The following is a 24,026-nucleotide window of genomic DNA, read 5'->3' on the forward strand; positions in this document are numbered from 1 at the left end:
CTCGGGCTTGACCCAAGGGACATCTCAGGAATGCCGCCACCGCGCTTCAGCTCGGTGAATGACTTAATGCTCCCCGACCGCCGTAACCTGGCGCGAACGATTTAGGTCAGGCTGATACGCTTGCCCGCCGCGGCGGATCGCTTCACGGCGTCGATAACCTTTAAGGTTTCTAGTCCCTCACGTCCGCTGACCAGCGGCGCTTCTTCCCCTCTGATGACCCTGCAAAGCTGGCGTATCTGCAGGACGAGCGGATCCTCGTTCTCGATTTCGGCGCGATGACATTCGAACGGTTCCATCCAGCTCCTTTTGTCCGGATTGCTCCACATGTTGAGCGGCGGCACCGACAGCGACCCGTGGGTGCCGCCGATCATGTAGCAAGCCTCCTCGGTTTTAGGGTAAGCGGGGTTTTCGCCGGTCGTCATCTCCCAACTCCATGGCGCGACGACGGAATCCGAAACGGAAGCAGTCCCGAGAATTCCGTTCTTGAACTCGATGAGGATCACCGCGGTCTCCTCAACGGCGTTTCCGCGAACTGCGTTGGATTCGAGCGCCTGGACCGCCGTGACATCCCCGAATAGGTAGCGAAGGTTGTCGATGTCGTGGATCAGATTGAGAAAGACTGGTCCCGCGCCGCGTTCGCGCCGCCAGGAAGTGTCGAAGTATTCCTCCGGTTTGAATAGCCAGAACATGGCATTCACGACCAGTATTCGTCCGAGCTTTCCGCTTTCGATAATCTGTTTAGCTTTTTGCATCATCGGATTATGTCGGCGATGATGTCCGGTCAGCAGCGGAACGCCTTTGGCCTCGGCCATCTCAACGAGCCTCTCGCCAGCAGCAATATCGTCGACGATGGGCTTCTCGATCAATGCCGGGATGCCGGCCTCGAGGGCCTCAAAACCGTTTCTGACATGGATCTGGTTGGGCGTCGCGATGATAACGCCGTCAGGACGCGCTGCGGCGACCATCTCAGCAAAGGTCGAAAACCATTTGACGCCAACCTCGCTGGCGATCCCCTTTCCAACCGGGCTCGGGTCGACGATAGCGACAAGCTCCGCCATCGGTTCGTCCAGCACGTGTTTGATGTGGCGTTTCCCGATAAGCCCCGCGCCGAGGACCGCCAGTTTGACCGGAGGAGTCATTTGTCAGTCCTTCTTGGGTGCCGTAAGCATCGTCGCGACGCGGCGGATTCCGAGCGGATAGCCCTCCGTACCAAGACCGGTGATGATGCCGTCGGCGCGGTGGGAAACGAAGGAATGATGACGGAAGCTTTCGCGCTTATACATGTTGGAGATATGGATCTCTATGACGGGACCTTCGAACGTGTTCAAGGCATCGAGGATCGCAAGCGACGTGTGCGTGAATGCGGCCGGATTAATGACGATGCCGCCTCCGTCTTCGCGCGCTTCGTGAATCCAGTCGATGATTTCATATTCACGGTTGCTCTGGTGGAAACGGATCTCGTGGCCGAGTTCTGAGGCCACTTTCCGGCAGTCTGCCTCGACATCGGCCAGCGTCTCGTGACCATAGATGTGAGGCTGACGCTTGCCGAGCAAATTGAGATTTGGGCCATTCAGAACGTAGATCAGGCTCATTGTAATTCTCCTTGTGAGGGCGTTGCCAAGCTTAGGCGAACGCTATTTCCTGGAATGCGAAATTCGGATCGGACTCGTAAAGATCGGCCCGCAGCCCCAGCCGCCCTGCTTGCAGCGCGGGGGCTGCGACATCGCGCGCAGCTTCGAGGACCGCCTTCAACAACTCTCGCTTCGTTTCTGCCGGCCGGCCAGGCGCCATGCGCACAATTATCTGGATGAAGTGATTTTCCGGATGCTCGTCGCCGACGCAGGAGAAGGTCGCCTCCCTGGCGAAGGTCCGCACGGCAGTGGGCTTCACCAGGCCTCCGTCGCGCACCCGATAGTGGACGGCTCTGGTCAATTCATCGATCGCCACCCTTTCGGCAGCACCCCGGCTATAGTCGATGATGATGTGCGGCAAGACATGTCCTCCTGGTCAGGCTGGAGCTCGACACAGTTCTTCGAAGTGGCGCGACATGCGTTCCGCATCCGGTTTTACACCCGTGAACTGTTCAAAGGCCGCCGCGGCCTGGAACACGGTCATGCCGCCGCCCGGCAAGGTCTTGCACCCCTTCTCCTCCGCCAGGGCCAGAAGTTCGGTCACGAGCGGCATGTAGACGATATCGGCGACCCAGTGATGTGGGTGAAGCCATTCCGGGTCGATCGGGAGACCCGGGTGACTTCGCATGCCGGTCGGGGTAGCGTGGATCAGCCCATCCGCAGAATCGAGCGCCGCGCCGACGTCTCTGATCGGCTGCGCGCAGGTTCTTGAAAAGCGCCGGTTGAGCTGATCGGCAAGCGCGGCTGCGCGATTTGTGTCCTGGTCGAAGATCGAGAGCATCTCGATACCGAGCTTGATGGCCGCGTGCGCGACGGCGACTCCTGCGCCGCCTGCGCCGAGCAGGACGGCATGTGTTTTGGCGACACCGGGCATGCCCCGCTCGAAATTCTTATAGAAGCCATACCAATCCGTATTGTGCCCGATCCGCTTTCCGTCCCGAAGCACGACTGTGTTGACCGCTCCGAGCATCTCGGCGTCCTCGGACAGGCTCGTAAGATGAGCGATGACCGTCTGCTTGCATGGATGCGTGATGTTGCTTCCTGCGAAGCCGCGGTCTTCGAGTTCTACGAGCAATTCAGGCAGCGCAGAAGCGGGTAAACTGCGCTCGGCGAGGTCGACGAGCTCGTAACGGTAATCCAGCTTCAGGTGCCGCGCCTCGGTTTCATGGAGCGCGGGGGACTTCGACATCTGGATGTCGGCCCCGATGAGACCGACGAGGAATGTGTTGTTGTTCATTTCGATAACCCAATCGGCTCAGTGATGTGCGAGGATCTCGCCAAGGAAAGACTTGGTGCGCTCATGCGTCGGAGACTTGAAGAAGACCTCGGGCTCGGCCTCCTCTATGATCTCGCCGGAAGCCATGAAGATGACCCGGTCTGCAACTTGACGGGCAAAACCCATTTCATGGGTCACGCAGATCATGGTCATTCCGTCGCGTGCGAGGCCGATCATCGTGTCCAGCACTTCCTTGACCATTTCCGGATCGAGCGCCGATGTGGGTTCGTCGAACAGCATCGCCTTGGGCTCCATGCAAAGCGCCCTGGCAATAGCAACACGCTGCTGCTGGCCACCGCTGAGCTGCGCGGGATACTTCTCCGCCTGATCAAGGATTCGGACCCGTTCGAGGTACTTTCTCGCCAGCCTCTCGGCGTCGGCCCGGCTGGTTCCGCGGACCCTCATAGGCGCAAGCGCGCAGTTCTGCAGAACGGTCATGTGGGGGAACAAATTGAAGTTCTGGAACACCATCCCGACTTCGCGCCGAATGGCGTCGACCGCCTTGCTCGTGCCATCGAGCGACTGTCCGTCGACGACGATCCTGCCTTCCTGGATCAACTCGAGAGCGTTGATGCAGCGGATCAAGGTCGACTTGCCGGAACCCGAAGGCCCGCAAAGGACGATCTTCTCACCTTTGCGAACCGACAGGCTGATGTTTTTCAACGCATGGAAGGAGCCGTACCATTTCTGAACCTTTTCAAGGGATATCAATGTCGACTGATCATTAGCGGAACTGAGCACGGCGCCCTCCATGTATGCTTTACTTGACAGTGAACGGGATGTTGGGGATGGATTCCGGGAACTTCGGCAGATCGATGTTCATCCACTTCTTGGTGATGGCTGCAAGTTCGCCATTCCCCTTGATCTTGTCGAGGAAGGCATTGACGGCCTCGTTCCAGTCCTTCTCGCCCAGTCGCGTTCCGACGCCATTGTAAGTCGTCAGGAAGTCGATCTTGCGCTCGTAGGTGCCGGGGCTGGCGGCATCGAGCCGCTGTCCGTAGAACATGTTGCCTCCGACGGCCTTGACCTGTCCGGAGACCAGCGCCTGAATGGTCGAGGCGTCGTCGTCGAAGCGGCGGACGGTCGCCGTCGATCCAACAGCGTCGGTAATGGCCTTGTCCTGAGAGCTGGACTTCGGCACGCCGATTTCCCAGCCGGCAATATCGGCAGGCGTTTTCGCGGTATCGGCCTTTGCCGCATAGAGCGAGATCGTGTTCGCCGCGTATGGTTTGCTGTACTGGATTGATTTGGCGCGCTCTTCCGTCATCGCCATCGTGGCGAACAGGATATCGACCTTGCCAGTGGTCAGGGCCGGAATGCGATTGGCGACGGCGAGCGGCTGGAACTGGACCTTAACTCCGAGTTCTCTAGCGAAGAGTGTCGCGACATCGGCATCGAACCCGTCCTGCTTGCCGCTCGTGTTGACGAAGCCCCATGGCGCATTATCGCCCTGAATGCCGACGACGATCGTGCCCTTGGCCTTGATCTCCTCGACTGTCGCCGCGGAAGCCGCTGCGGCGCCTACTGTGGCGAAGGCGGCCGTGGCCAGGGCCATTCCAAGAAATTGTCTGCGATTGTTATGCATTTCCATTCTCCTCCTCTGTGGTCTTTGCTTCGGGCGAAGCAAGGTTAGCGGGCGGCTTTCGCCATCCGTTTTTCGAGGCCGCTCCCGATGTGGGAGAGAGGCCAACAAATGATGAAGTAGACCATTCCGACGATTCCAAAGACGAGCAGTGGGCGGTAAGTCTGGTTCGAAATGATTTGTCCGGCACGGGTCAGCTCGATGAAGCCGACGATTGCTGCAAGCGATGTGCCCTTGATGAGCTGAACGAGAAATCCGATGGTTGCGGGCATCGAAATCTTCAGCGCCTGTGGGAGGACAACGTCCTTCATTCGGGAGATGTAATGCAGCCCGAGTGCGTTCGCGGCTTCGGTCTGGCCCTTCGGAACGGCTTCGATCGAGCCGCGCCAGATCTCGCCCAGGAAGGCGCTTGCATGGAGCGTGAACGCGATTGCCACAGCGATCCACGCATTGACGTCGACGCCCAAAAGCGCGACGCCGTAGTAGACGACGAAGAGCTGCATCAGCAGCGGCGTGCCCTGGAAGAGCGCGATGTAGCCCGACGATACGAAACGTGCGACACGGTTCTGCGACGTGCGCACCAGAGCGATCAGGATTCCGAATATGCCTCCGCCGACAAAGCCGATGATGGCCAGCAGCACGGTCCACTTCAAACCCTGCAAGAGGAAGAACAGCTCGTTTTCGCCGATGGGACCCATGAACGCCTCCTATCGGGTCGGGTAGTTGAAGTAGGAACGGGAGATAATGGCGAAGATGCCCATCATCAGGCTCGAGATGACCAGGTAGATTGCGGTCACGCTGAAATAGACCTCGAAGCTTCGGAAAGTGTCGGATTCGATCCGTTGGGCCGCCGAGGTCAACTCGTAAGCGGCGATCGAAGTGCACACTGAAGTCGTCAAGGTCAGCATCACGAACTGGCTGGTCAGGGACGGATAGATCGCCCGCAGAGCCGGCTTCAGAACGATCAGCCGGAACACATCGGCCTTATGCAAACCCAAAGCGAAACCTGCCTCGACCTGGCCCTTGCTCACGCTTTCCACGCCGCCTCGAATGATCTCGATCGCATAAGCGCCGCCATTGATCCCCAGCGCGATGACAGCGGTAGCGGTAGGGTTCAGACGGATGCCCATGAGTGGAAGGGCGAAGTAGATGAAGAAAATCTGCACCAGGAATGGTGTGTTTCGGACAATCTCGACGAAGGCAATCACCGGAGATCGAACGAGCTTGTTCCTGGATGTTCTTGCAGCGACGCCGAGAATACCGATCGCGAGCGCAAGGATCATTCCGGCAACGGCAAGACCGAGCGTCCCAAGCGAACCCCAAAACAATTCCGGGGCGCGGTCGAAGACCGCACCAAAATCGAACGTATAACCCATGTTAACTTCCTCCCTCCGACGCGGCTCACGCCCCGCCGGCGCCGGATCAGCGATCCGGCCCGAATAATCCCTCGGCCTTGTCGTACAGATGCTTCAAATGCGTCTCAGGCGAGGCAGACCCTGCGAGTGGGACTTCCACTGAGATCGCCGCCGAGCTGCCGATCGCTGCGACGAGTTCCTTCAACGGTAGTTCGCCCTCTCCCGGCGCGAACCGCCCGCCTCTGGCTTCAGCGATCATCTCCTCTGGCGTCACCGGCGCCGGTCCAGCGACATCGCACAACTGAACGTGCCCTACCCAGCGCATCTCGGTCCGGAGCGAGGCGAGCGTGCCGCCATTCCTGAAGAAATGTACTCCGTCGACAAGGGCGCCGGCATTGCGGGCATCACTCGCCTTCACAAGACTGACGCTGTCCCGGAAGGTTCTGGTCACCCGCCAACCCATGTTCTCGACATCGACAGCCAAGCCGTAGCGGTCCGAAAGGCGGCAGAGATCCGCGAAGTTCGAGACCAATCTGGATTGATCAGGATCGTCTCCGCAGACACTGAGCCGGCGTGCTCCAATGTCCGCAGCCGCGGCGACTGTGGCCTCCAACGACGACGCGTCGAAAGCGGGGTCGATTACGAAGAACTCGATATCGAAAACCTCGACGCCCTCACCGGCAAGAACGGATTTCAGCTCGCCCGCAACCGAACCTCCGACAGGCAGCTCGTAATAGGGCGCACCAGGGAACGCCGGATGCAGCCTGAGCCCAATCCTGGAGAATCCCGCGCGTGCAGCGGCCTTCGCAAACTCCACAGGAGGCAGCAGTATCGATGAGAAGTGAGCGACGCCAATTTTGGGCGCCGATTTCGATGTTACGGCAGCCATCACACGATTCCCTTCGTCGCGAGGTGGTTGCGAAGATTGGTGCCGGTGCGATGGATGTGCTGGCGGAGCTTCTCGCAGGCATAGTCGACATCACGCGCGACCGCTCCCTGGGCAATCTCGCTGTGCTCCTGCCCTACATTGCGGTCCCCCGACGTACGGATCAGGAAAACGCGGCGATATCGGTCGTTGAGATTCAGCAGAAGACTGCAGAAGTGAAGTAGCAGAGGTTTGCCACAGCCCGAAATCAAGGTGAGGTGGAATTCGCGGTGAAGCGCCTCCCAGTGCTCCAGCGTTTCAGGATGCGCGGCGTCACGCTCCGTGCGGTTTAGACGATGAAGTGCACGCATGACGTTGCCCTCCCAATCGACGTCTCCGAGACGCATGGATTCACTTAGCGCGAAAACTTCGAGTTCCTCGCGCAGGCTGGTGACCTCCTCGAGATTAGCCAGCGAGATCGGCGCGACGCGATAGCCTCTGTTGTCCTGAAACTCGACCAGGCCGTCTGAAATAAGTCTGGCCAAGCCCTCCCGCAACGGGCTCAGGCTGACGTTGAAAGTCTTCCGCGCCTTGTCGAGATTGATCTTGCTGCCCGCTTCCAGTTCACCTGATATGATCGCCTCCCGAAGGCGCGATGCGAGCTGGCTGCCGATGGTGTTCTTGCCATCGTCGAGGAAGCCGGCTGACGGCCCGTCTTCTGTCAACGGCGCAAGAAAGCTGTCGTCGGCCGAATTCATCCTTCCTCCCAAAGCAACCTGCCAAAGTTTCGATAATCGATATGATAAACGATTATTGATGTCAACTTGAATACGCAAGAAACCACTAAATGTCTACGTTAACTCCCAGATCAAAGAGAATTTAGTAATTGATTTCAACGAAGTAATTAACCAGAGTCCACGCCTTCTTCTCCGCACCTGGCATTGAGCGCTCGCTCATCGGTTGACAAATAATCGATTATTCTGATAGTCGAACCTCATTGGGAGGTAGCCTTATGGTAATTAGAACCGAAAGCGAGTTGACGCCTGCCGTTCTCGCCGTGATGAACCGCACCGCGGATCCACGGCTCCGGGAGATACTCGTTGCAATGGTAAAGCACCTCCACGCATTCGTGCGGGAGGTCAGGCTGTCGGAAGTCGAGTTTCGCGAAGCGACCGCCATCCTCAACGAAATTGGGCAACTGCAGACCGACAGCCACAATGAGTTCGTGCTCATGGCTGGATCGCTTGGCGTCTCGTCGCTCGTGTGCCTGCTCAACAACGGCGACAACGGGCAGACCGAGACGTCACAGTCGCTGCTCGGGCCCTTTTGGCGCCTCAACTCACCGCGGGTCGAGAACGGCGGAACCATCATCCGCTCGGAAACGCCGGGAACACCCCTGTTCGTCCACGCGAAGGTGGTTGATCGGGGAGGCAAGCCCATCCAGGGCGCCGAGATCGACGTATGGCACGCCTCTCCTGTCGGCCTTTACGAGAACCAGGATCCTGATCAGGCGGAAATGAACCTGCGCGGCAAGTTCACCACGGATGACGAGGGTCGGTTCTGGTTTAGAACGGTGAAGATGGTGGGCTATCCCATCCCTGTCGACGGGGTCGTAGGTCGGCTTCTCCAAGCGCAAGGCCGCCACCCTTACCGACCGGCGCATTTGCACGCCCTGATCTTCAAAGAGGGATACAAAACCCTAATCTCCCAGGTCTTCGACCCGAGCGATCCGAATATTGATTCCGATGTGCAGTTCGGCGTCACTGCGGCTTTGACAGGCGACTTTGTCCGTCATGACGAGCCGCACCCATCCGACCCGGACGTCAGTGGGCCCTGGTTCTCGCTCGACTACACCTACGTCATGGAGCCGGGCGAGGCCGTCCTGCCGCGTCCCCCGATCAAATAACGAAACAGCAGAGCCACATCATGATTACCGAAAAGGAACGCCAGGCGACAGCCGACGCACTGCTGAAGGCAGAAACCGAACGCAAGCCGATCGTCCAGCCGAGCAGGACATATCCGAATTTGGAACTTGAAGACGCTTACGAGATCCAAGCACTCTGGGCGCAGGCCCGGATTGCAAAGGGGGCGCGAATCGCGGGTCACAAGATCGGACTGACATCGCGGGCGATGCAGATGGCCTCGAAAATGACGGAGCCCGACTACGGCGTCATTCTCGACGACGCCCTTTTTAACGACGGAGCGCAGATCAAAGCGGAGCTCTTTATCAAGCCTCGCCTCGAAGTCGAACTCGCTTTCGTAATGGGTGAGGATCTCGAGGGGCCGGGCACTCGGATCTATGATGTCATGCGCGCGACGGAGTTTGTCGTCCCTGCGCTTGAGATCATCGACTACCGAACCGAGGTGCCCAGAGCGATCACCGATACGATCGCCGACAACGCTGCTTTTGGAGCGATCGTCGTTGGTGGTCGTATCATCCGACCAATGGATATTGACATCCGCTGGGTTGGCGCGACCCTTTCAAAAAACGGCATCATCGAGGAATCGGGTGTTTCAGCAGCTATCATGGGGCATCCGGCCGCGGGTGTCGCCTGGCTTGTGAACAAGCTTCACGCCGTCGGAGCCGGGTTGAAGAAGGGCCAGATCGTTCTTGCAGGCTCGTTTACTCGCCCGGTGGACATAGCCAAGGGCGATGTCATCCAAGCCGACTATGGTCCGGTCGGCTCGATCGGCGTCTCGTTCGTGTGAGGCGCCGATGGAACTTCCTATCAATCACTTCAAACGAAAATTGAGAGCCGGTCAGAGCCAGATCGGTCTCTGGTGCGGCCTTCCCGGAAGCTACGCGGCAGAAATCGTCGCGCCGTCGGGCTTCGACTGGGTGCTGTTCGATACCGAGCACTCTCCAAGCGACGTCCTTACCGTCCTGCCGCAATTGCAGGCGGTCGCGCCTTACGACGTTTCCCCAGTCGTACGCCCGGCATTCAACGATCCCGTGCTGATCAAGCGCTTTCTGGACATCGGCGTCCAGACGCTCCTCATTCCCTATGTGCAGAACGAGGAGGAAGCGAAGGCAGCGGTCGCCGCCATACGGTATCCGCCGCACGGGGTTCGCGGGGTCTCCGCCTTGACGCGCGCCACCCGCTTCGGGCGCGTGCCGAACTACGCGCGGGTTGCCGAACAGGAGATCTGCCTGCTTCTGCAGGTCGAGACCCGAGAGGCACTCGGTCGGCTGGAGGCGATCGCAGCGGTCGAAGGCGTCGACGGTGTCTTCATCGGTCCCGCCGATCTGGCGGCCAGCTTTGGCCATCCTGGACAACCGGGACACCCCGAGGTGGTCGCGGCGATCGAAGATGCGATCGGACGCCTGAAAATTCTCGGAAAGCCGGCAGGCATCCTCACGCCGGACGAGACTTTCGCCGCCCGCTGCATTTCGCTCGGGACGTTGTTCACCGCCGTTGGCGTAGACGTCGCCCTCCTTGCAAGAGGATCGGAGGCGCTCGCAGCCCGCTTTGCATCTTAGGAGTTCGCGCCGATGTCGACGCGCGAGAAAGTTCTGTCCGAGATAGCACCGGCGGGCATAATCCGGGCCGCCGTTAACATGTCGAATGCAGCGTTGGTCCGTTGGGACGATCAGGCCGGCGCCTTGGTCGGCCCAAGCGCTCAGATCGGTCACGAGATTGCCGAGCAACTGGATTGCGGCCTGTCGTTGATCCAGTACGGCTCGGCCGCCGACATCCTCGCCGCTGCGGATCGCGGCGAGTGGGACATTGCTTTTATTGCCTCGGACCCCTCGAGAGCCGATCGGTTCTCCTTTTCACCTCCCTACATTTCCGTCAGAGCGACCTATTTGGTGCCGGAGGGCTCGGCATTTCTAACCGTCGGAGACCTCGATGCTGAAGGAGTGCGGATAGCCTCCGCAAAAAGCGCCGCCTATACGAAGCAGCTCGAGCGTATTCTTGAAAAAGCTACTGTCTCGCATACTGACAGTCCGGCAGCTGCAATCGATCGTCTTGTCAGATCGCAGTGCGACGCGGCTGCAGGATTGACCGAATTCCTCGTTCAGAGTTTGGAGCGAATTACCGGCTTCCGGCTGGTGGAGGGAGCGTTCTCTGAAATTCCCCAGACGATCGCCGTCCACCGAAGAGCCATTCATGCCTCAGCCTTCTTTGCGGATTTCGTACACCGTCTGAATGCAAGCGCTGGAGCGCCGTAAAGTAACGTCCTCGGCTCTTGGACGCGTGCTGGCTGTGGCGGGATCAGATCGGCAATATCGTAACCAGCCAACAGCGCTGGAGGCCAGCCTTCAAGCCGGCAGCTTATTCTGTTCCGGAGAGGCAAAGACAGAGGCCGGCATCGGCCCTGACGTCATCAGGGTGAAATCAAAGGACGCCTTGAGATCTGGGCCTAGCACATATTGCCGATGGACCCGCAGCTGGTCCTTGCGAATCTTCCGGTAATGTTCGCCCGTCAGCATCTGCTTGACGCGGATAAGAAGGATCTTTGCCGGCGGCGCATCTGCATGGCCCGCGACGGCAACGACCGGCACCTTGTAGAAATTGATCGAATCCGTCAGGCATTGCACGTCAAGCCAGAAGATCTCCGGACAGCGGGCGATGAGGCCAACGCGGGCGCGAAGCAGGCTTGCCGATGACAGCAGGGCGCATTGCAGAATGGCGCTGCCGAGTGTGGCAAACACGACGCGCCTGCCCTTGAAGATCTCCGGCTCCCTTTCAAGCAATATGCCGATCACATGGGCGGCGACGCTCGATCCCATGCTATGCGAGGAGATCACGTACTCGTCCGCCTGCTCGGCAAGCGCCTTGCGCACCGCCGTCGCCCGCTCTTCCAGCCAGTCGTTGAAGTCGGCCCGATCCATACGGCCGAGCGCCACTGCCATTTCCCAATCGGCAAAAAGATGCAGCGTATGGAAACGCTCGGAAAAAGGCAGGAAGGCGAAGATGAAGAAGCAAAGCGCCAGTGGCCCGCTCCAGAGCACGTGCCAGGCGGAAAAGCCGAGACTATAGGGCAGTATAACGATCTCGGCCGTCAGCACGATTGCCAGCGCCGTCAGCAGGAACGGAAAAAGGAAGAACAGGCCGAAACGCCACGCATGCCTGAAATATCCCCGCATGCCACCTTCCAGCATGATCTCGGCGCAGCTTCGAAAGCCTGCAATGATCCGGCTCAGCGTATTGCGGATGCGCAGCCCGCGCACGAGCATGTCGTGATCAACCATGTGGATCCGGCTCTTCGTCCGCCAGCCGGCGGAACTGGTCTGCGCCGCAGGCGCCGCCTCGTAGGCTCCCGCGCTGCCGGTCGTGACCTCGAAGCTGAGAGGATCGCTTCCCGCCTCCGGCGCGCCTGTTTCAACCGAGTAGCCCCAGACGGCAGCACTCTGTCTGGCTGAGCGTTCGTACCGCGCTCGGTGGGCAAGGCCGTCGAGCGGCTCGAAGCCTGGGAAATGCAGGACGACCCGCTTCTTTATCAATTTCATTTCGCTGTTCCGCCCGGCCAAAGACCGGTCTGTTGCTGCGATCCGGCTGCCGGTCACTGATATCGCCAAAAAGCAGGCATGATCTCAAAGGCGCCTTGCTAACCGAACTCTTCTGGAATTCAATAGCAGCCACGTTGTTTTCGCGGCGAATGGAGGGGTTTTGTGGCTGATCTTGTCAAAGAATTGATATCGGGCGTCGTCGATAGCGTACTGAAGGAAATTCTGAAGAAAACCACCGGCCGGGTCACGACGAAGCGCAGGAGGCGCAAGGCGCGCCCTGCCGCAACCACGACGGCTGCCCGCAAGACGCCGAAGCGCAAGCCCGCCCGCAAACAGATCAGCAAGCGCCGTACCGCCGCTGGCCGCAGCCGTCAGCGTCGGGTCTAAGACGCGCGGCAACACTTCGGCCGTAACGCAACGGCAACAATCCCAAAGTGGTCTGACCACATTGGTCTTTTTTTGGATCGGGCGGCTGGAATTCCTGTTGTCACATGCTATCTAAGGGAAACGATTGAAACGGCGGGCCTTTAACTCGCCTGTTGAAAGGATCAGATCCCATGAGCGGCATTCACGAATTCATCGACAACGAAATCAAGAGCAACGACGTCGTCCTCTTCATGAAGGGCACGCCGCAGTTTCCGCAGTGCGGGTTCTCCGGCCAGGTCGTGCAGATTCTCGATTACATCGGCGTCGACTACAAGGGCATCAATGTGCTCGCCGATTCGGAAATCCGCCAGGGCATCAAGGATTATTCCAACTGGCCGACGATTCCGCAGCTTTACATAAAGGGCGAGTTCATCGGCGGCTGCGACATTGTCCGGGAAATGTTCCAGGCCGGTGAACTGCAGCAGCATCTCCAGGAAAACGGCGTCACCGTTCGCGGCGCCGCCTGACCGGTCACCGGACGTCCGCCCGGTTTCCAAATCTGTTTCTCGAGTCCGAGGCGCTGCGGTGAGCAGCGCCTTGGCCTGTTTATGGGAATTTCATTGTGACAGATTCATCACAAGCCGTGTCCGCGGGCCGCCTGCCCATGGGCAAGCGTGAGTTCATCGCGCTTGCCGCCTTCCTGATGGCCATCAACTCACTTGCCATAGACATCATGCTCCCGGCGCTGCAGCAGATCGGCGCGAGCCTCGGAGTCGAAAGCGAGAATCACCGGCAATTCGTCGTCTCCTCCTATCTGCTCGGTTTCGGCTGCGCCCAGCTTTTCTACGGTCCGCTCTCCGACCGCTTCGGCCGCCGCACGCCGCTGCTGATCGGCCTCGTCGTCTATATCACGTCCGCCATCGGAATCGTTTTCGTTCCCTCCTTCGCAGGCCTGCTGGTGCTGCGCTTCATCCAGGGCGTCGGCTCGGCCGCCACCCGCGTCATCACCATCTCCATCGTCCGCGACATCTATGGCGGCCGACAGATGGCCGAGGTCATGTCGCTCATCATGATGGTCTTCATGATCGTGCCGGTGATTGCGCCCGGCACCGGCCAGGTCGTCATGTTCTTCGGCAACTGGCACCTGATCTTCCTCTTCATCGCCACAATGGCGACGGCGATTGGCGTTTGGGCCTATGTCCGCCTGCCGGAAACCCTGCATCCACGGAATGTCCGCCCCTTCACCGCCCGCTCGATCTTCGGCGCCTTTAAGCTGGTGCTGACCAACCGCGTGGCGCTCTGCTATACCATCGCCAGCACCTTCATCTTCGGTGCGCTGTTCGGCTTCATCAACTCCGCCCAGCAGATCTATGTCGGCATCTACGGCCTCGGCGTTTATTTCCCGTTCGCCTTTGCCGGCGTGGCGATCTTCATGTCGCTGTCGTCCTTCTTCAATTCCCGTTTTGTCGGCAAGCTCGGCATGCGCCGCCTGTCACACGGCTCGCTCCTCGGCTTCATCGCCATCAACACCATCTGGCTGATCGTCCAGATGGCAAGCTCCGAACCGATGCCGTTTGCACTGTTCATCTCCTTCTTCGGGCTTGCCATGTTCCAGTTCGGCTGGATCGGCTCGAACTTCAATTCGCTGGCCATGGAGCCGCTGGGACACGTCGCCGGCACCGCTTCCTCCGTTCTCGGCTTCATGAGCACGGTCGGCGGCGCCCTTATCGGCGCCGGCATCGGCCAGGCTTTCGACGGCACGGCACTGCCGATGGTCGCCGGTTATTTCATCGTGTCGATCATCGGCCTTATCTTCGTGCTGATCGCCGAGAAGGGCCGGCTCTTCCATCAGCATAATCCGGCCGTTTGAACGGCCGGTCCCTTCCGCATCCAGGATTTCACCGCATGACGCCGCACAAACCGCACCAGGAAAACCAGGGGTCCCGCCGCATCGGCATGGGCTTCGGCGAATTCGTCGTCACCATCGCCGTCATGACCGCCAGCATTGCCATGGCGATCGACAGCATGCTGCCGGCATTGCCCAATATCGGCCATTCCCTCGGCGTCACCAATACCAACGACGCCCAGCTCATCATCGCCGTGTTCTTCCTCGGCTTCGGCGTCTCGCAGATATTCTTCGGCAGCCTTTCAGACACGTTCGGCCGCCGCAATATCCTGCTCGGCGGCCTCGCCTGCTATGTGGTCGCAATGTTTGCCGCTGCCGCAACCGGTAGCTTCGAAATGCTGCTCCTTATGCGCTTCATTCAGGGCGTGGGCGGCGCGGCCGTGCGCATTACCACCATGGCCATCGTCCGCGACTGCTTCGGCGGCCGCGAAATGGCCCGCGTCATGTCCTATGTCATGATCGTCTTCATGATCGTGCCGATCGTTGCTCCTTCGGTCGGCCAGCTCATCATCCTCTATGCCAACTGGCACTGGATCTTCATGCTGCTCGGCGCCGTCGCCAGCATCCTGTTCGTCTGGGCTCTTCTCAGGCTGAAGGAATCGCTTCCCCCGGCAGAACGCCTGCCTTTGTCGGTCGGCTCTGTCGCGGACGGCTTCAAGACCGTGCTCACCAACCGCATCACCTGCGGCTACATGATCGGTCTGACCATGTTCACCGGCGTCATCAGCGCCTATGTGATTTCCGTGCAGCAGGTTTTCGGCGAAGTCTATGGCCTTGGGGATTGGCTGCCGATTGCCTTTGCGGCGACCGCCGGCGGCATTGCCGTCGCCAATTTCGCCAACGGCTTCTTCGTCCGCAAATTCGGCATGCGTCGGATCTCGCACGCGGCGCTGCTGATCTTCACGGCGCTGTCGGCACTCGGCTTCGTCACCGCGTTGGCGGGCAAGCCGGATTTCGCCACCGCCTACAGCATCTTCACAATTGTTCTGATGATGTTTGCGGTGATCGCCACCAATTTCACCGCCATCAGCCTTGAGCCGATGGGCAATCTCGCCGGCACTGCGACCGCCATCACCGGCTTTGTCTCGACGACCTTCGGCGCCATCCTCGGCGGTCTGGTCGGGCAGATGTTCAACGGCACGGTGCAGCCACTCTTCGGCGGATTCGCGCTGTTCGGTCTGCTGACGATCGCAGCCACGCTATGGGCTGAGAACGGCAAGCTCTTCACCCATCCGGGCGACAGTCCGCAACTCGATCCGGGCGCCGCCCATTTCTGAGGCAGGTGAACCCGGTCAATTCAAGGCATCCTCGATGGACGAACGAATTCTGATCAGGCCTTATGCGCCAAGTGACGTGGACGCCACGGTCGAGATATTTCTGCGCTCCATCCGAGAAGTCTCCTCAAAAGACTATTCCGCCGCCGAGATCGAAGCTTGGGCAAAGGTGGAGGATCGCCGCCTGTGGGCGGAACGAAGGATGAGCAGGCCGGCCTGGATGGCAGAGATTGCCGGAAACCGCGTGGGTTTTTCGGATCTCACCAGCGACGGGTGCCTCGACATGATGTTCGTGCGCCCTGGCTATCAAGGGATCGGCGTAGCAACCCGCCTATTGGGCAGAGTCGAAGAAGAGGCTCTCACGCTAGGGTTTCGCCGAATATATACAGAAGCAAGCAGAACAGCTCGCCCGTTTTTTGAACGCAAAGGATTTCGCGTGATAACCCGGCAAATCGTCAAAAAGCGCGGACAGGACCTGGAGAACTTTTTGATGGAAAAATTCTGCGCCTGAATTGTCATTTTGCGACCGGCTTGCGACGGCCGGTCGCCTAGGTTTAGACGGTAACGACCTCCCGCCGCAGCGTGTCCCAGGATGCCTTGTCCGGCGCAATCAGTAGTCCGCCGTCGAGATGCTGCGGCAGGTAGGGCGAGCCATCGAAGCGGGCCGCATAGGCGCCGGCCTCCTGCGAGATCAGCGTGCCGGCAAGATGATCCCAAGGCATCAGCTTGTTGTACATCAGGTAATGGACGTGCCCGCCGGCAAGGGTGCGGTATTCGTGGGCAGCACAGCGGTAGTTGGTGAGAAACCGCACTTTGGCGAGATTGCCAAGCACCTCGGCGCGTTTCTCCACCGGCAGGTAGCCGGTCGAAGCCATGCCGACCATCTGGTCGAGCGCAACAGGCTCGGCTGCACGCAATCGCTGCGCCTCGCCATCCGGCCTGCGCAGCCAGGCGCCGCCGCCCTTCTCCGCCATCACCCAGTCGTCGCCCATCGGGTCGTAGATCATGCCGGCAATGGTTTCGCCGACTGATATGACCGAGGCCATGACACCGAAGGCCGGGATGCCGGCGGCGAAGTTGAACGTTCCGTCCACCGGATCGACCACGATCGCGAAATCGGCATCGGCAAGCCTCCCAAGCAGCGCCGGGTCGGCCGCGACCGACTCTTCCCCGAGGAACAGCGCGTCCGGCCAGAGCTGTTGCGCTTCCGCCTTGATCATCCGCTCGGCCCGCTCGTCGGCCTCGGTGACAAGATCGGTCGCCTCGCTCTTGGCACGCACCTCGTCCCGGCCGAGCCGGCGGAAGCGCGGCAGGATCTCGGCCTTTGCCGCGCGGCGCAAGAGATCGGCAAGAACAGTCACGTCAATACTCGTTGTCATATCAAATCCTCTCACTGCGGCCGAAGCCCCAACTCAGATGCCGACGATTTCGCGCCGGATCAGCTGCCAGCTTTCTTCATCGGGCGCAGAGATGATGCCGCCGACTGTCTCGCCCGGACGATAGGGCGTGCCATCGAATTTCGCCGTGTGGCCGCCCGCCTCCTGGTGCGCGAGCACGCCGGCCAGGTGATCCCAGGGCATCAGCTTCGCATGTCCGATGAAGTGCATCTTGCCGGACGCGACCATCCAATATTCGTAGGCCGAGCAGTTGAAAGCGAAGGTCATCCGCGCCTTTGCCATGTTGGCGCAGATGCGCGAGCGATCGGGCTCTTCCATATGGCCCCACGACATGCCGCCGACCATCTGGTTCAAGGCGGCAGGCTCAGCCACCTTCAGCCTGCTCGATTGTCCATCCTGGCGATCCAGAAAGGCGCCCGCCCCCTTGATCGCGGTCACCGTGTCGCCAAGAGCGGGATCGTGAATGATGCCGGCGACGGTCTCGCCCCTGACGGTAACCGCAAGCATCGTTCCGAAAACGGGAAGCCCGGCGGCGAAATTGAACGTGCCGTCGACAGGATCGATGACAAAGGCAAGCTCGGCATCGGCAAGCGCCGGCACCACCGATCTGTCGGCGTCATAGGCTTCCTCGCCGACGACAAGCGCTGAGGGAAAACGCTCTTTCAGAGCCGCGGTGATCCGGTGTTCGGCAAGCAGATCCGCCTGCGTCACCAGATCGGTTGCCGAGGTCTTTTCAGAAACATCCGTATCGCCGAGGTTGCGAAAACGCGGCATGATTTCCGCGCGCGCCGCCTCGCTCACGCATTCGCCGAGAAAGAGAATATCCTGATCTGAAATAGTCATGCGAATTGCTGTCCTTCATGCAAAGAGCCAGCCTGCTTAGCCGGCCTTTCATGAAGGAGCGGTGACACCAAGGCTGGAAAAGTCGAAGAGTTTCGGATCGAGCAGGTGCGACGGGTTCACATGCGAAAGCGCCCGCAGCATCGTGTCCTTGCGTCCAGGCATGCGCCGTTCGATATCGGCGAGCATGTCCTTCATGGCATTGCGCTGCAGCCCGTCCTGGGAGCCGCAGAGATCGCAGGGGATGATCGGGAACTGCATGGCGATGGCAAACCTGGCAAGATCGTCCTCGGCGGCATAGGCGAGCGGCCGAAGCACCATCAGGTCGCCCTCGTCGTTCAGAAGTTTTGCCGGCATCGACGCAAGCCGCCCGCCGTGGAAGAAATTCATGAAGAAGGTTTCGAGAATGTCCTCACGGTGATGGCCGAGCACCAAGGCGTCGCAGCCCTCCTCCCGCGCGATGCGGTAGAGATTGCCGCGCCGCAGCCGCGAACAGAGCGAGCAATAGGTGGCGCCTTCGGGCACCTTCTCCTTCACGATAGAATAGGTGTCGCGATATTCGATGCGATGCCGGACGCCGATCTTGGTCAGATAGTCCGGCAGCACATGCTTTGGAAAGTTTGGCTGTCCCTGGTCGAGATTGCAGGCGACGAGCTCGACGGGCAGCAGCCCGCGCCATTTGAGATCAAGCAGCAGCGCCAAGAGACCGTAGGAATCCTTGCCGCCGGAAAGGCCGACAAGCCAGCGCTTCTGCCCCTTCAGCATGTCGAAGTCATCGAAAGCCTGACGTACTTGCCTGAGCAGGCGCTTGCGCAGCTTGTTGAAGGAGACCGAACGTGGCGCATCGGCAAAGAGTGCAGGGCCGGCGCCGTCGTCGATTTCGCCAGTCTCCGGATCATCAGCGATGTTGGCTGCGATATTCATTGCTCCGTCCTATCGAAGATCTGCCTGCCTTAGCAGAAAGTCATCCGGCAACACAGCCTCAATCGCCGAAAACCGACCAGCCGGTGCGGGCCGCAAGCATCTCAAGCGCCACGGCGCCAAGCTGTGAATTGCCGACCTTGTTCAGCCCCGGCGACCATACCGCGATCGAGGCAATGCCGGGCGCCACCGCAAAAATGCCGCCACCGACGCCGCTCTTGCCGGGCAGGCCGACATGATAGGCAAAGTCGCCCGAGCCGTCATAATGGCCGCAGGTCAGCATCAGCGCATTGATGCGCCGCGCCCGCTTCGGCGAGACCACGGAGTGACCGGTCATCGGATTGCTGCCGCGCGCCGCCAGGAAAAGCCCCGCCCGCGCCAGTTGCTCGCAGTTCATCGACAGAGCGCATTGGTGGAAATAGACGCCGAGCACGTGGTCGACGGGATGGTCGAGATTGCGATAGGCGCGCATGAAATTGGCAAGCGCAACGTTTCGGTATCCGGTCTGCGTCTCCGACCGCGCCACCTTGTCATCGATGGTGATCGACTCGTCATCGGCAAGATAACGCACGAAACGCAGCAGCTCGCCGATCGCCTCGCGCGGCGCATGGCCGGCCATGACAACGTCGGTGACGGCGATCGCGCCAGCATTGATGAAGGGATTGCGGGGAATGCCGCTCTCGTGTTCGAGCTGCACGATCGAATTGAAGGCCGACCCCGATGGCTCGCGCCCGACGCGCTTCCATAGTCCCTCGCCGACCTTGCCAAGCGCCAAGGTCAGCATGAAGACCTTCGATATGCTCTGGATCGAGAAGGAGATGTCTGCATCGCCGACGCGGTAGACCTTGCCGTCGACTGTAACGATCGCCATGCCGAACTGCCGTGGATCGACTTTGGCTAGCTCAGGAATATAGTCAGCGACCTTACCCTCGCCGACCCGTGGTAGGATATCGCTGTAGATGCTGTCGAGGGTCGCCTGCAAATCCGCCATCGCTTCTCTCCGGATAACAAAAAAGCCGCCCGAAAGAGCGGCTTTTCCATATGCGAAACGCCTGGTTTCTTAACGCGAATAGAATTCGACGACCAGATGCGGTTCCATGACGACCGGGAACGGAACGTCGCTGAGGGTCGGAACGCGGCCGTAAGTGGCGACCATCTTGTTGTGATCGACTTCGATATAGTCGGGAACGTCGCGCTCGGCGAGGCTGACGGCTTCCAGAACGGTCACCAGCTGCTTCGACTTTTCGCGAACTTCGATGACGTCGCCGGCCTTGCAACGGTATGAGCCGATGTTGACGCGGACGCCGTTGACGGTCACGTGGCCATGGTTGACGAACTGACGGGCAGCAAAGACCGTCGGAACGAACTTGGCGCGATAGACGATCGCGTCGAGGCGGGATTCCAGCAGACCGATCAGGTTTTCCGAGGTGTCGCCCTTGCGGCGGGCGGCTTCGGCGAAGATCGCGCGGAACTGCTTCTCGCGCAGGTCACCGTAGTAACCCTTGAGCTTCTGCTTGGCGCGCAGCTGCACACCGAAGTCCGACAGCTTGCCCTTGCGGCGCTGGCCGTGCTGGCCCGGGCCGTATTCGCGGCGGTTCACCGGTGACTTCGGACGACCCCAGATGTTTTCGCCCATACGGCGGTCAATTTTATACTTGGACGATTCGCGCTTGCTCATCGTATTTCCTTTCAAAGGTTTATGCCGGCTTGTTGCCAAACCGCGCGAAGGAAACACGCCCTCCTCTGACCTCTTCCGAGGCCTGACAGGATGTTTCGGTTACGCGAACAGAAACGATCCACGGGACATGTCAAATGAAACACCGGACATTGCTGCCCGGTGCTTGGGGCGGTCTTTAGAGGCCCGTCATGAAAATGTCAACAGCGCCGAAGCGCGGTTAGGCTACTATTCCGCAGCCAGAGGCTGATCGCCCGTATCCGGCGCGTTTGCGTCGCCAGGTGCCGTCTGGCAGTTCATGTCGGGGAAAGCGACGATGCGCTTGCCGGAAAAATCCGTATGCACGACGACGATGCCCTGCTCCTCGAAATAGCCGAGCAAACGGCGGGCGCGGCGTGCGGAATGGGTGCCATAGGCGCGGGCGATGCGTGCGTCCGACGGGCACGGCTCATCGCAGACCGCGGCCTTGGCGAGCATCAGGAAGACGCCCTGCAGGTCGTCGGTGACTCGCGCCGATAGCGACAGTGCCGTTGCCCAGGCCTCCGTTCCGGCCGTCGCCGCATCGACTCCGGAGCGCGAGATCGCCACGCGCCGGCGGAAATCCGGCAGCGCGATCGGCGGCCCCGGCACGCGGCGCATGCGCAGCCGGACGAGAAAATCCTGGTAGAGTACGGAGGCGGTGCGAAAGCCGGATGCGGGATCGTCAAGAATTTCGGCAAGCACGCCGGCCAGGCGCTCCTCCCGTTCCTCGGGGGAGATCTCCACCTGGCTCGCCCTCGCCTCCACCGGCACTGGGGATGCGGCCGGCGTCGAGCGCGAGAGTTCGGCCAGGATATCGGTCGTCGGTCGCGGCGCCGGCGGCGCGCGGCGCATGAGAGGACGCTGGAACTCTTCCGGGTCGGGCGTGAAGATCAGGTCTTCGACATCCTGCGGCGCATCGGGCAACGGCATCAGCTTGGGGCTCGATGAGCGCGCCGAGGTCTCCACCGCGCCGATCTGGATCGGCAGCGGCCGGCGCGACAGGGCCGGCCCGAGGGCGACGAAATTGCCGCGCTTCAGATCCCGGAACATTTCCGCCTGGCGCCGGTCCATGCCGAGCAGGTCGGCTGCGCGCGCCATGTCGATATCGAGGAAGGTGCGGCCCATCAGGAAGTTCGAGGCTTCGGCTGCGACGTTCTTTGCGAGCTTCGCAAGCCGCTGCGTGGCGATGACGCCGGCAAGTCCGCGCTTGCGGCCGCGGCACATCAGATTGGTCATCGCGCCCAAGGACATCTTGCGCGCATCTTCCGAAACATCGCCGCCGACGGACGGCGCAAACATCTGCGCCTCGTCCACGACGACGAGGACGGGATACCAATATTCGCGATCGGCATCGAACATGCCGTTGAGGAAGGCGGCGGCAGCGCGCATCTGCTGCTCGATATCGAGACCTTCGAGCGTCAGAACGCAGGACACGCGATGCTGGCGGATGCGGTTGGCGATGCCTGCCAGTTCCGCCTCGGTGCGTTCGCCGTCGACGACGATATGACCGAACTTGTCTGAAAGCGTGACGAAATCACCCTCGGGATCGATGATGACCTGCTGCACCCATTGGGCGGATTGCTCGAGCAGGCGGCGCAGGAGATGCGATTTGCCGGAGCCTGAATTGCCTTGCACGAGCAGACGGGTCGCCAGCAGCTCCTCGATATCGAGCGTCGCCGGAGCGCCGGACGCCAATCCCATATCGATGCCAACCTGCAATGCTGATCCTCGCGGCGAAGAGACTCACATGAATGAAGCGCCATTCTTCCGAAACGGCAGCGCCCCGTCTATCAAAGAATCTGCTGATTTTCAGGGCCGAATTTTGCCAACCCACAGGACAATTCCGCTCATGCCCTCAGGCCGAATCCCTGCATCAGCCGCCGCGTGGCAAAATCGGGATTGCCTGATGTGAAGAGTGCAAAGTCGAAATTATCCGGATGCACGGCATCGGCAAGCAGCGGCACCAGCGTGCGGGCGCGCCGCGCGATTGCCTCGGCCGGATCGAGCCAGTCGACCGGCCAAGGCGCAAGACGGCGGAAGAGGTTGGCCATGAACGGATAGTGCGTGCACGCAAGCACCACGATGTCGGTCTTTTGTCCCTCTTTCTCGACGAAGCACTGGTCGATCTCGGCAAGCACGGCCTCGTCGGAGACCGCGTCGCCGCGAATATAGGCTTCGGCCATGCGCGCAAGGTTTTCCGAGCCGACAAGACGCACATGGCATTGCTGCGCGAAGGATTGAATGAGGTCGCGCGTATAGGCTCGCTTCACGGTACCCGGGGTTGCCAGCACCGAGACCAGGCCCGAACGCGTCCGCTCCGCCGCCGGTTTGATCGCCGGCACGGTGCCGACGAAGGTCATCTGAGGAAAGGCGGCGCGCAGGTCGGCGCCGACGAGCGTGAAGGCGGTGTTGCAGGCTATGATGCAGACTTCGGGATCGTGCTCCTGAAGCAGCTTGCCGAAGAGCCCGATGATGCGCTCCTTCAGCGCCTGTTCTTCCCAACCACCATAGGGAAAGCCGGCATCGTCGGCGACATAGATGAAGCCCCGCTCCGGCATCAGCACGCGCGCCTCGCGCAGCACGGTCAGCCCGCCTATGCCCGAATCGAAGACCAGGACGGGTTTCAGCTCATTGGTCGGCGCTGTCATCGGTTGGCGCTTCCTTGCCGGATCTGGTGGAACCGCCTTTGCGCGGACTGTTTCGCGAAAAGCGATCGAGGGAGGAGATGACGCCGCGCAGCACGCTGATTTCCTGTTCGGTGAAGGCCCGGCGGGAGAGAACAGCGCGGAGGTTGTCGACCATTTTCGGCTTTTTCGAGGGCGGATGGAAATAGTTGCGTGAATCGAGCGCTTCTTCCAGCTGGTCGAACAGGCCGAAGAGCTGCTCCTTGGTGGAAGGCCGCTGCTCGAGCGCCTGGAACGGCACCGCCTCCAGATCTTCCATGCCGGACTTCATCCATTCATAGGACATCAGAAGCACGGCCTGAGCAATATTCAGCGAGGCAAAGGCGGGATTGACCGGAAAGGTCACGATCTCGTCCGCCAGTGCTACTTCTTCATTGGTCAGCCCCCAACGCTCGCGGCCGAAGAGAATACCTGTTGCCTCGCCCGCCCGGAACCTTGTGCGCAGCGTCTGCGCGGCAAAAACCGGTGAGCGCACAGGCTTGTAGTTGTCGCGGCTGCGCGCCGTCGTCGCATACACGAAATTGAGGTCGGCGATCGCTTGCTCCAGCGTGTCATAGACCTTCGTCGCTTCTATCACGTGATCGGCCTTGGAGGCAGTCGCCTGCGCCTTCTCGTTTGGCCAGCCGTCGCGCGGATTGACGAGGCGCAGTTCCGCAAGGCCGAAGTTCGCCATGGCGCGCGCAACCATGCCGATATTTTCGCCCATCTGCGGCTCGACCAGAATGATGGCCGGTCCCTCGGCCAAAAGTTGACGCTCGCTGTTCGTGCCTGCCATGCT

Annotated in this window: 28 protein-coding genes; 9 read left to right on the forward strand and 19 right to left on the reverse strand. The window is 60.4% G+C overall.

All coding sequences use genetic code 11. From position 1 onward, the window contains the following. Positions 1-101 precede the first annotated feature (101 nt). The 10 genes from AC13QO_RS05425 to AC13QO_RS05470 are packed head-to-tail and all read right to left on the reverse strand — an operon-like array spanning position 102 to position 7,467. The gene (locus tag AC13QO_RS05425) at positions 102-1,139 is read right to left on the reverse strand and encodes a Gfo/Idh/MocA family protein (RefSeq protein ID WP_488540080.1); all 1,038 of its coding nucleotides are present in this window, start codon (positions 1,137-1,139) and stop codon (positions 102-104) included. A 3-nt stretch (positions 1,140-1,142) separates the two neighbouring features. Continuing rightward, entirely contained in the window at positions 1,143-1,592 is a 450-nt protein-coding gene (gene aroQ / locus AC13QO_RS05430) for a type II 3-dehydroquinate dehydratase (protein WP_085778317.1), read from the reverse strand. Positions 1,593-1,623: 31 nt separating this feature from the next. Next, complete coding sequence (locus tag AC13QO_RS05435; protein ID WP_285193774.1) at positions 1,624-1,992, reverse strand: 5-carboxymethyl-2-hydroxymuconate Delta-isomerase; 369 nt, start codon at positions 1,990-1,992, stop codon at positions 1,624-1,626. Positions 1,993-2,007: 15 nt separating this feature from the next. Beyond that, the gene (locus tag AC13QO_RS05440) at positions 2,008-2,868 is read right to left on the reverse strand and encodes a shikimate dehydrogenase (protein ID WP_488540081.1); all 861 of its coding nucleotides are present in this window, start codon (positions 2,866-2,868) and stop codon (positions 2,008-2,010) included. Between the two features lie 18 nt (positions 2,869-2,886). After that, positions 2,887-3,660: an amino acid ABC transporter ATP-binding protein gene (locus AC13QO_RS05445; protein ID WP_285193776.1), complete on the reverse strand. Its 774-nt coding sequence runs from the start codon at positions 3,658-3,660 to the stop codon at positions 2,887-2,889. A 7-nt stretch (positions 3,661-3,667) separates the two neighbouring features. Next, a complete protein-coding gene (locus tag AC13QO_RS05450; RefSeq protein WP_488540082.1) occupies positions 3,668-4,492 on the reverse strand; it encodes a transporter substrate-binding domain-containing protein in 825 nt (274 codons plus the stop codon). Between the two features lie 44 nt (positions 4,493-4,536). Next, positions 4,537-5,187 (reverse strand): amino acid ABC transporter permease, encoded by a 651-nt coding sequence (locus tag AC13QO_RS05455; protein WP_085778320.1) that lies wholly within the window; start codon positions 5,185-5,187, stop codon positions 4,537-4,539. Between the two features lie 9 nt (positions 5,188-5,196). Beyond that, positions 5,197-5,865, reverse strand: coding sequence for an amino acid ABC transporter permease (locus AC13QO_RS05460; protein ID WP_097599244.1), 669 nt, complete (start codon positions 5,863-5,865; stop codon positions 5,197-5,199). A 46-nt stretch (positions 5,866-5,911) separates the two neighbouring features. After that, on the reverse strand, positions 5,912-6,733 hold the full coding sequence (locus AC13QO_RS05465; protein WP_488540083.1) for a sugar phosphate isomerase/epimerase family protein: 822 nt from the start codon (positions 6,731-6,733) through the stop codon (positions 5,912-5,914). Then, entirely contained in the window at positions 6,733-7,467 is a 735-nt protein-coding gene (locus AC13QO_RS05470) for a GntR family transcriptional regulator (RefSeq protein WP_488540180.1), read from the reverse strand. The genes AC13QO_RS05465 and AC13QO_RS05470 overlap by 1 nt, the downstream gene beginning before the upstream one ends. Before the next feature lie 254 nt (positions 7,468-7,721). Between AC13QO_RS05470 and AC13QO_RS05475 the strand changes: the two genes are divergently transcribed. The 4 genes from AC13QO_RS05475 to AC13QO_RS05490 are packed head-to-tail and all read left to right on the forward strand — an operon-like array spanning position 7,722 to position 10,883. Continuing rightward, a complete protein-coding gene (locus tag AC13QO_RS05475; protein WP_488540084.1) occupies positions 7,722-8,615 on the forward strand; it encodes an intradiol ring-cleavage dioxygenase in 894 nt (297 codons plus the stop codon). Positions 8,616-8,635: 20 nt separating this feature from the next. Continuing rightward, positions 8,636-9,418: a 2-oxo-hept-4-ene-1,7-dioate hydratase gene (gene hpaH, locus AC13QO_RS05480; RefSeq protein WP_488540085.1), complete on the forward strand. Its 783-nt coding sequence runs from the start codon at positions 8,636-8,638 to the stop codon at positions 9,416-9,418. Between the two features lie 7 nt (positions 9,419-9,425). Next, positions 9,426-10,190 carry a 4-hydroxy-2-oxoheptanedioate aldolase gene (gene hpaI, locus AC13QO_RS05485; RefSeq protein WP_430959456.1) on the forward strand — a complete coding sequence of 255 codons (765 nt, stop codon included), beginning with the start codon at positions 9,426-9,428 and terminating at the stop codon, positions 10,188-10,190. A gap of 12 nt (positions 10,191-10,202) precedes the next feature. Continuing rightward, complete coding sequence (locus AC13QO_RS05490) at positions 10,203-10,883, forward strand: transporter substrate-binding domain-containing protein (RefSeq protein ID WP_488540086.1); 681 nt, start codon at positions 10,203-10,205, stop codon at positions 10,881-10,883. Positions 10,884-10,973: 90 nt separating this feature from the next. On the opposite strand, the gene AC13QO_RS05495 is transcribed toward AC13QO_RS05490, so the two are convergent. Continuing rightward, positions 10,974-12,164, reverse strand: coding sequence for a hypothetical protein (locus AC13QO_RS05495; protein ID WP_488540087.1), 1,191 nt, complete (start codon positions 12,162-12,164; stop codon positions 10,974-10,976). A gap of 162 nt (positions 12,165-12,326) precedes the next feature. On the opposite strand from AC13QO_RS05495, the gene AC13QO_RS05500 reads away from it, so the two are divergent. The 5 genes from AC13QO_RS05500 (at position 12,327) to AC13QO_RS05520 (ending at position 16,221) form a co-directional block, all read left to right on the forward strand. Further along, complete coding sequence (locus AC13QO_RS05500) at positions 12,327-12,551, forward strand: hypothetical protein (RefSeq protein WP_085778329.1); 225 nt, start codon at positions 12,327-12,329, stop codon at positions 12,549-12,551. A gap of 170 nt (positions 12,552-12,721) precedes the next feature. Then, positions 12,722-13,057: a Grx4 family monothiol glutaredoxin gene (grxD, locus tag AC13QO_RS05505; protein WP_011425564.1), complete on the forward strand. Its 336-nt coding sequence runs from the start codon at positions 12,722-12,724 to the stop codon at positions 13,055-13,057. A 137-nt stretch (positions 13,058-13,194) separates the two neighbouring features. After that, positions 13,195-14,400: a multidrug effflux MFS transporter gene (locus AC13QO_RS05510; protein ID WP_097599235.1), complete on the forward strand. Its 1,206-nt coding sequence runs from the start codon at positions 13,195-13,197 to the stop codon at positions 14,398-14,400. A 35-nt stretch (positions 14,401-14,435) separates the two neighbouring features. After that, complete coding sequence (locus AC13QO_RS05515; protein ID WP_488540088.1) at positions 14,436-15,713, forward strand: multidrug effflux MFS transporter; 1,278 nt, start codon at positions 14,436-14,438, stop codon at positions 15,711-15,713. A 34-nt stretch (positions 15,714-15,747) separates the two neighbouring features. Continuing rightward, positions 15,748-16,221 (forward strand): GNAT family N-acetyltransferase, encoded by a 474-nt coding sequence (locus AC13QO_RS05520; RefSeq protein WP_488540089.1) that lies wholly within the window; start codon positions 15,748-15,750, stop codon positions 16,219-16,221. Between the two features lie 43 nt (positions 16,222-16,264). Here AC13QO_RS05520 and AC13QO_RS05525 read toward each other — a convergent pair whose 3' ends face one another. The 8 genes from AC13QO_RS05525 to AC13QO_RS05560 all read right to left on the reverse strand — a co-directional run bounded on the left by AC13QO_RS05525 (position 16,265) and on the right by AC13QO_RS05560 (position 24,023). Beyond that, entirely contained in the window at positions 16,265-17,089 is an 825-nt protein-coding gene (locus AC13QO_RS05525; RefSeq protein WP_285193790.1) for an inositol monophosphatase family protein, read from the reverse strand. Between the two features lie 33 nt (positions 17,090-17,122). Beyond that, complete coding sequence (locus tag AC13QO_RS05530; protein WP_488540090.1) at positions 17,123-17,950, reverse strand: inositol monophosphatase family protein; 828 nt, start codon at positions 17,948-17,950, stop codon at positions 17,123-17,125. A 48-nt stretch (positions 17,951-17,998) separates the two neighbouring features. After that, positions 17,999-18,871: a tRNA 2-thiocytidine(32) synthetase TtcA gene (ttcA, locus tag AC13QO_RS05535; protein WP_285193792.1), complete on the reverse strand. Its 873-nt coding sequence runs from the start codon at positions 18,869-18,871 to the stop codon at positions 17,999-18,001. A gap of 58 nt (positions 18,872-18,929) precedes the next feature. Beyond that, positions 18,930-19,859, reverse strand: coding sequence for a glutaminase (locus tag AC13QO_RS05540; protein ID WP_488540091.1), 930 nt, complete (start codon positions 19,857-19,859; stop codon positions 18,930-18,932). 69 nt (positions 19,860-19,928) lie between these two features. Further along, positions 19,929-20,546, reverse strand: coding sequence for a 30S ribosomal protein S4 (gene rpsD, locus AC13QO_RS05545; RefSeq protein ID WP_064685423.1), 618 nt, complete (start codon positions 20,544-20,546; stop codon positions 19,929-19,931). 225 nt (positions 20,547-20,771) lie between these two features. Beyond that, a complete protein-coding gene (locus AC13QO_RS05550; RefSeq protein ID WP_488540092.1) occupies positions 20,772-22,283 on the reverse strand; it encodes a helicase HerA domain-containing protein in 1,512 nt (503 codons plus the stop codon). A gap of 128 nt (positions 22,284-22,411) precedes the next feature. Next, positions 22,412-23,212, reverse strand: a complete 801-nt coding sequence (gene murI / locus AC13QO_RS05555) for a glutamate racemase (protein ID WP_488540093.1) — start codon at positions 23,210-23,212, stop codon at positions 22,412-22,414. Beyond that, positions 23,193-24,023, reverse strand: coding sequence for an RNA methyltransferase (locus AC13QO_RS05560; RefSeq protein WP_488540094.1), 831 nt, complete (start codon positions 24,021-24,023; stop codon positions 23,193-23,195). Before AC13QO_RS05560 ends, murI begins: the two co-directional genes overlap by 20 nt. Positions 24,024-24,026: the final 3 nt, after the last annotated feature.

The organism is Rhizobium sp. CNPSo 3670 (assembly GCF_057784555.1).

Bases quoted from the DNA above. Each gene is read 5' to 3' on its own strand.
- AC13QO_RS05425 (WP_488540080.1), bottom strand. From the start codon at position 1,139: ATGACTCCTCCGGTCAAACTGGCGGTCCTCGGCGCGGGGCTTATCGGG.
- aroQ (WP_085778317.1), bottom strand. From the start codon at position 1,592: ATGAGCCTGATCTACGTTCTGAATGGCCCAAATCTCAATTTGCTCGGC.
- AC13QO_RS05440 (WP_488540081.1), bottom strand. From the start codon at position 2,868: ATGAACAACAACACATTCCTCGTCGGTCTCATCGGGGCCGACATCCAG.
- AC13QO_RS05445 (WP_285193776.1), bottom strand. From the start codon at position 3,660: ATGGAGGGCGCCGTGCTCAGTTCCGCTAATGATCAGTCGACATTGATA.
- AC13QO_RS05450 (WP_488540082.1), bottom strand. From the start codon at position 4,492: ATGCATAACAATCGCAGACAATTTCTTGGAATGGCCCTGGCCACGGCC.
- AC13QO_RS05455 (WP_085778320.1), bottom strand. From the start codon at position 5,187: ATGGGTCCCATCGGCGAAAACGAGCTGTTCTTCCTCTTGCAGGGTTTG.
- AC13QO_RS05460 (WP_097599244.1), bottom strand. From the start codon at position 5,865: ATGGGTTATACGTTCGATTTTGGTGCGGTCTTCGACCGCGCCCCGGAA.
- AC13QO_RS05465 (WP_488540083.1), bottom strand. From the start codon at position 6,733: ATGGCTGCCGTAACATCGAAATCGGCGCCCAAAATTGGCGTCGCTCAC.
- AC13QO_RS05470 (WP_488540180.1), bottom strand. From the start codon at position 7,467: ATGAATTCGGCCGACGACAGCTTTCTTGCGCCGTTGACAGAAGACGGG.
- AC13QO_RS05475 (WP_488540084.1), top strand. From the start codon at position 7,722: ATGGTAATTAGAACCGAAAGCGAGTTGACGCCTGCCGTTCTCGCCGTG.
- hpaH (WP_488540085.1), top strand. From the start codon at position 8,636: ATGATTACCGAAAAGGAACGCCAGGCGACAGCCGACGCACTGCTGAAG.
- hpaI (WP_430959456.1), top strand. From the start codon at position 9,426: ATGGAACTTCCTATCAATCACTTCAAACGAAAATTGAGAGCCGGTCAG.
- AC13QO_RS05490 (WP_488540086.1), top strand. From the start codon at position 10,203: ATGTCGACGCGCGAGAAAGTTCTGTCCGAGATAGCACCGGCGGGCATA.
- AC13QO_RS05495 (WP_488540087.1), bottom strand. From the start codon at position 12,164: ATGAAATTGATAAAGAAGCGGGTCGTCCTGCATTTCCCAGGCTTCGAG.
- grxD (WP_011425564.1), top strand. From the start codon at position 12,722: ATGAGCGGCATTCACGAATTCATCGACAACGAAATCAAGAGCAACGAC.
- AC13QO_RS05510 (WP_097599235.1), top strand. From the start codon at position 13,195: ATGGGCAAGCGTGAGTTCATCGCGCTTGCCGCCTTCCTGATGGCCATC.
- AC13QO_RS05515 (WP_488540088.1), top strand. From the start codon at position 14,436: ATGACGCCGCACAAACCGCACCAGGAAAACCAGGGGTCCCGCCGCATC.
- AC13QO_RS05520 (WP_488540089.1), top strand. From the start codon at position 15,748: ATGGACGAACGAATTCTGATCAGGCCTTATGCGCCAAGTGACGTGGAC.
- AC13QO_RS05525 (WP_285193790.1), bottom strand. From the start codon at position 17,089: ATGACAACGAGTATTGACGTGACTGTTCTTGCCGATCTCTTGCGCCGC.
- AC13QO_RS05530 (WP_488540090.1), bottom strand. From the start codon at position 17,950: ATGACTATTTCAGATCAGGATATTCTCTTTCTCGGCGAATGCGTGAGC.
- ttcA (WP_285193792.1), bottom strand. From the start codon at position 18,871: ATGAATATCGCAGCCAACATCGCTGATGATCCGGAGACTGGCGAAATC.
- AC13QO_RS05540 (WP_488540091.1), bottom strand. From the start codon at position 19,859: ATGGCGGATTTGCAGGCGACCCTCGACAGCATCTACAGCGATATCCTA.
- rpsD (WP_064685423.1), bottom strand. From the start codon at position 20,546: ATGAGCAAGCGCGAATCGTCCAAGTATAAAATTGACCGCCGTATGGGC.
- murI (WP_488540093.1), bottom strand. From the start codon at position 23,212: ATGACAGCGCCGACCAATGAGCTGAAACCCGTCCTGGTCTTCGATTCG.
- AC13QO_RS05560 (WP_488540094.1), bottom strand. From the start codon at position 24,023: ATGGCAGGCACGAACAGCGAGCGTCAACTTTTGGCCGAGGGACCGGCC.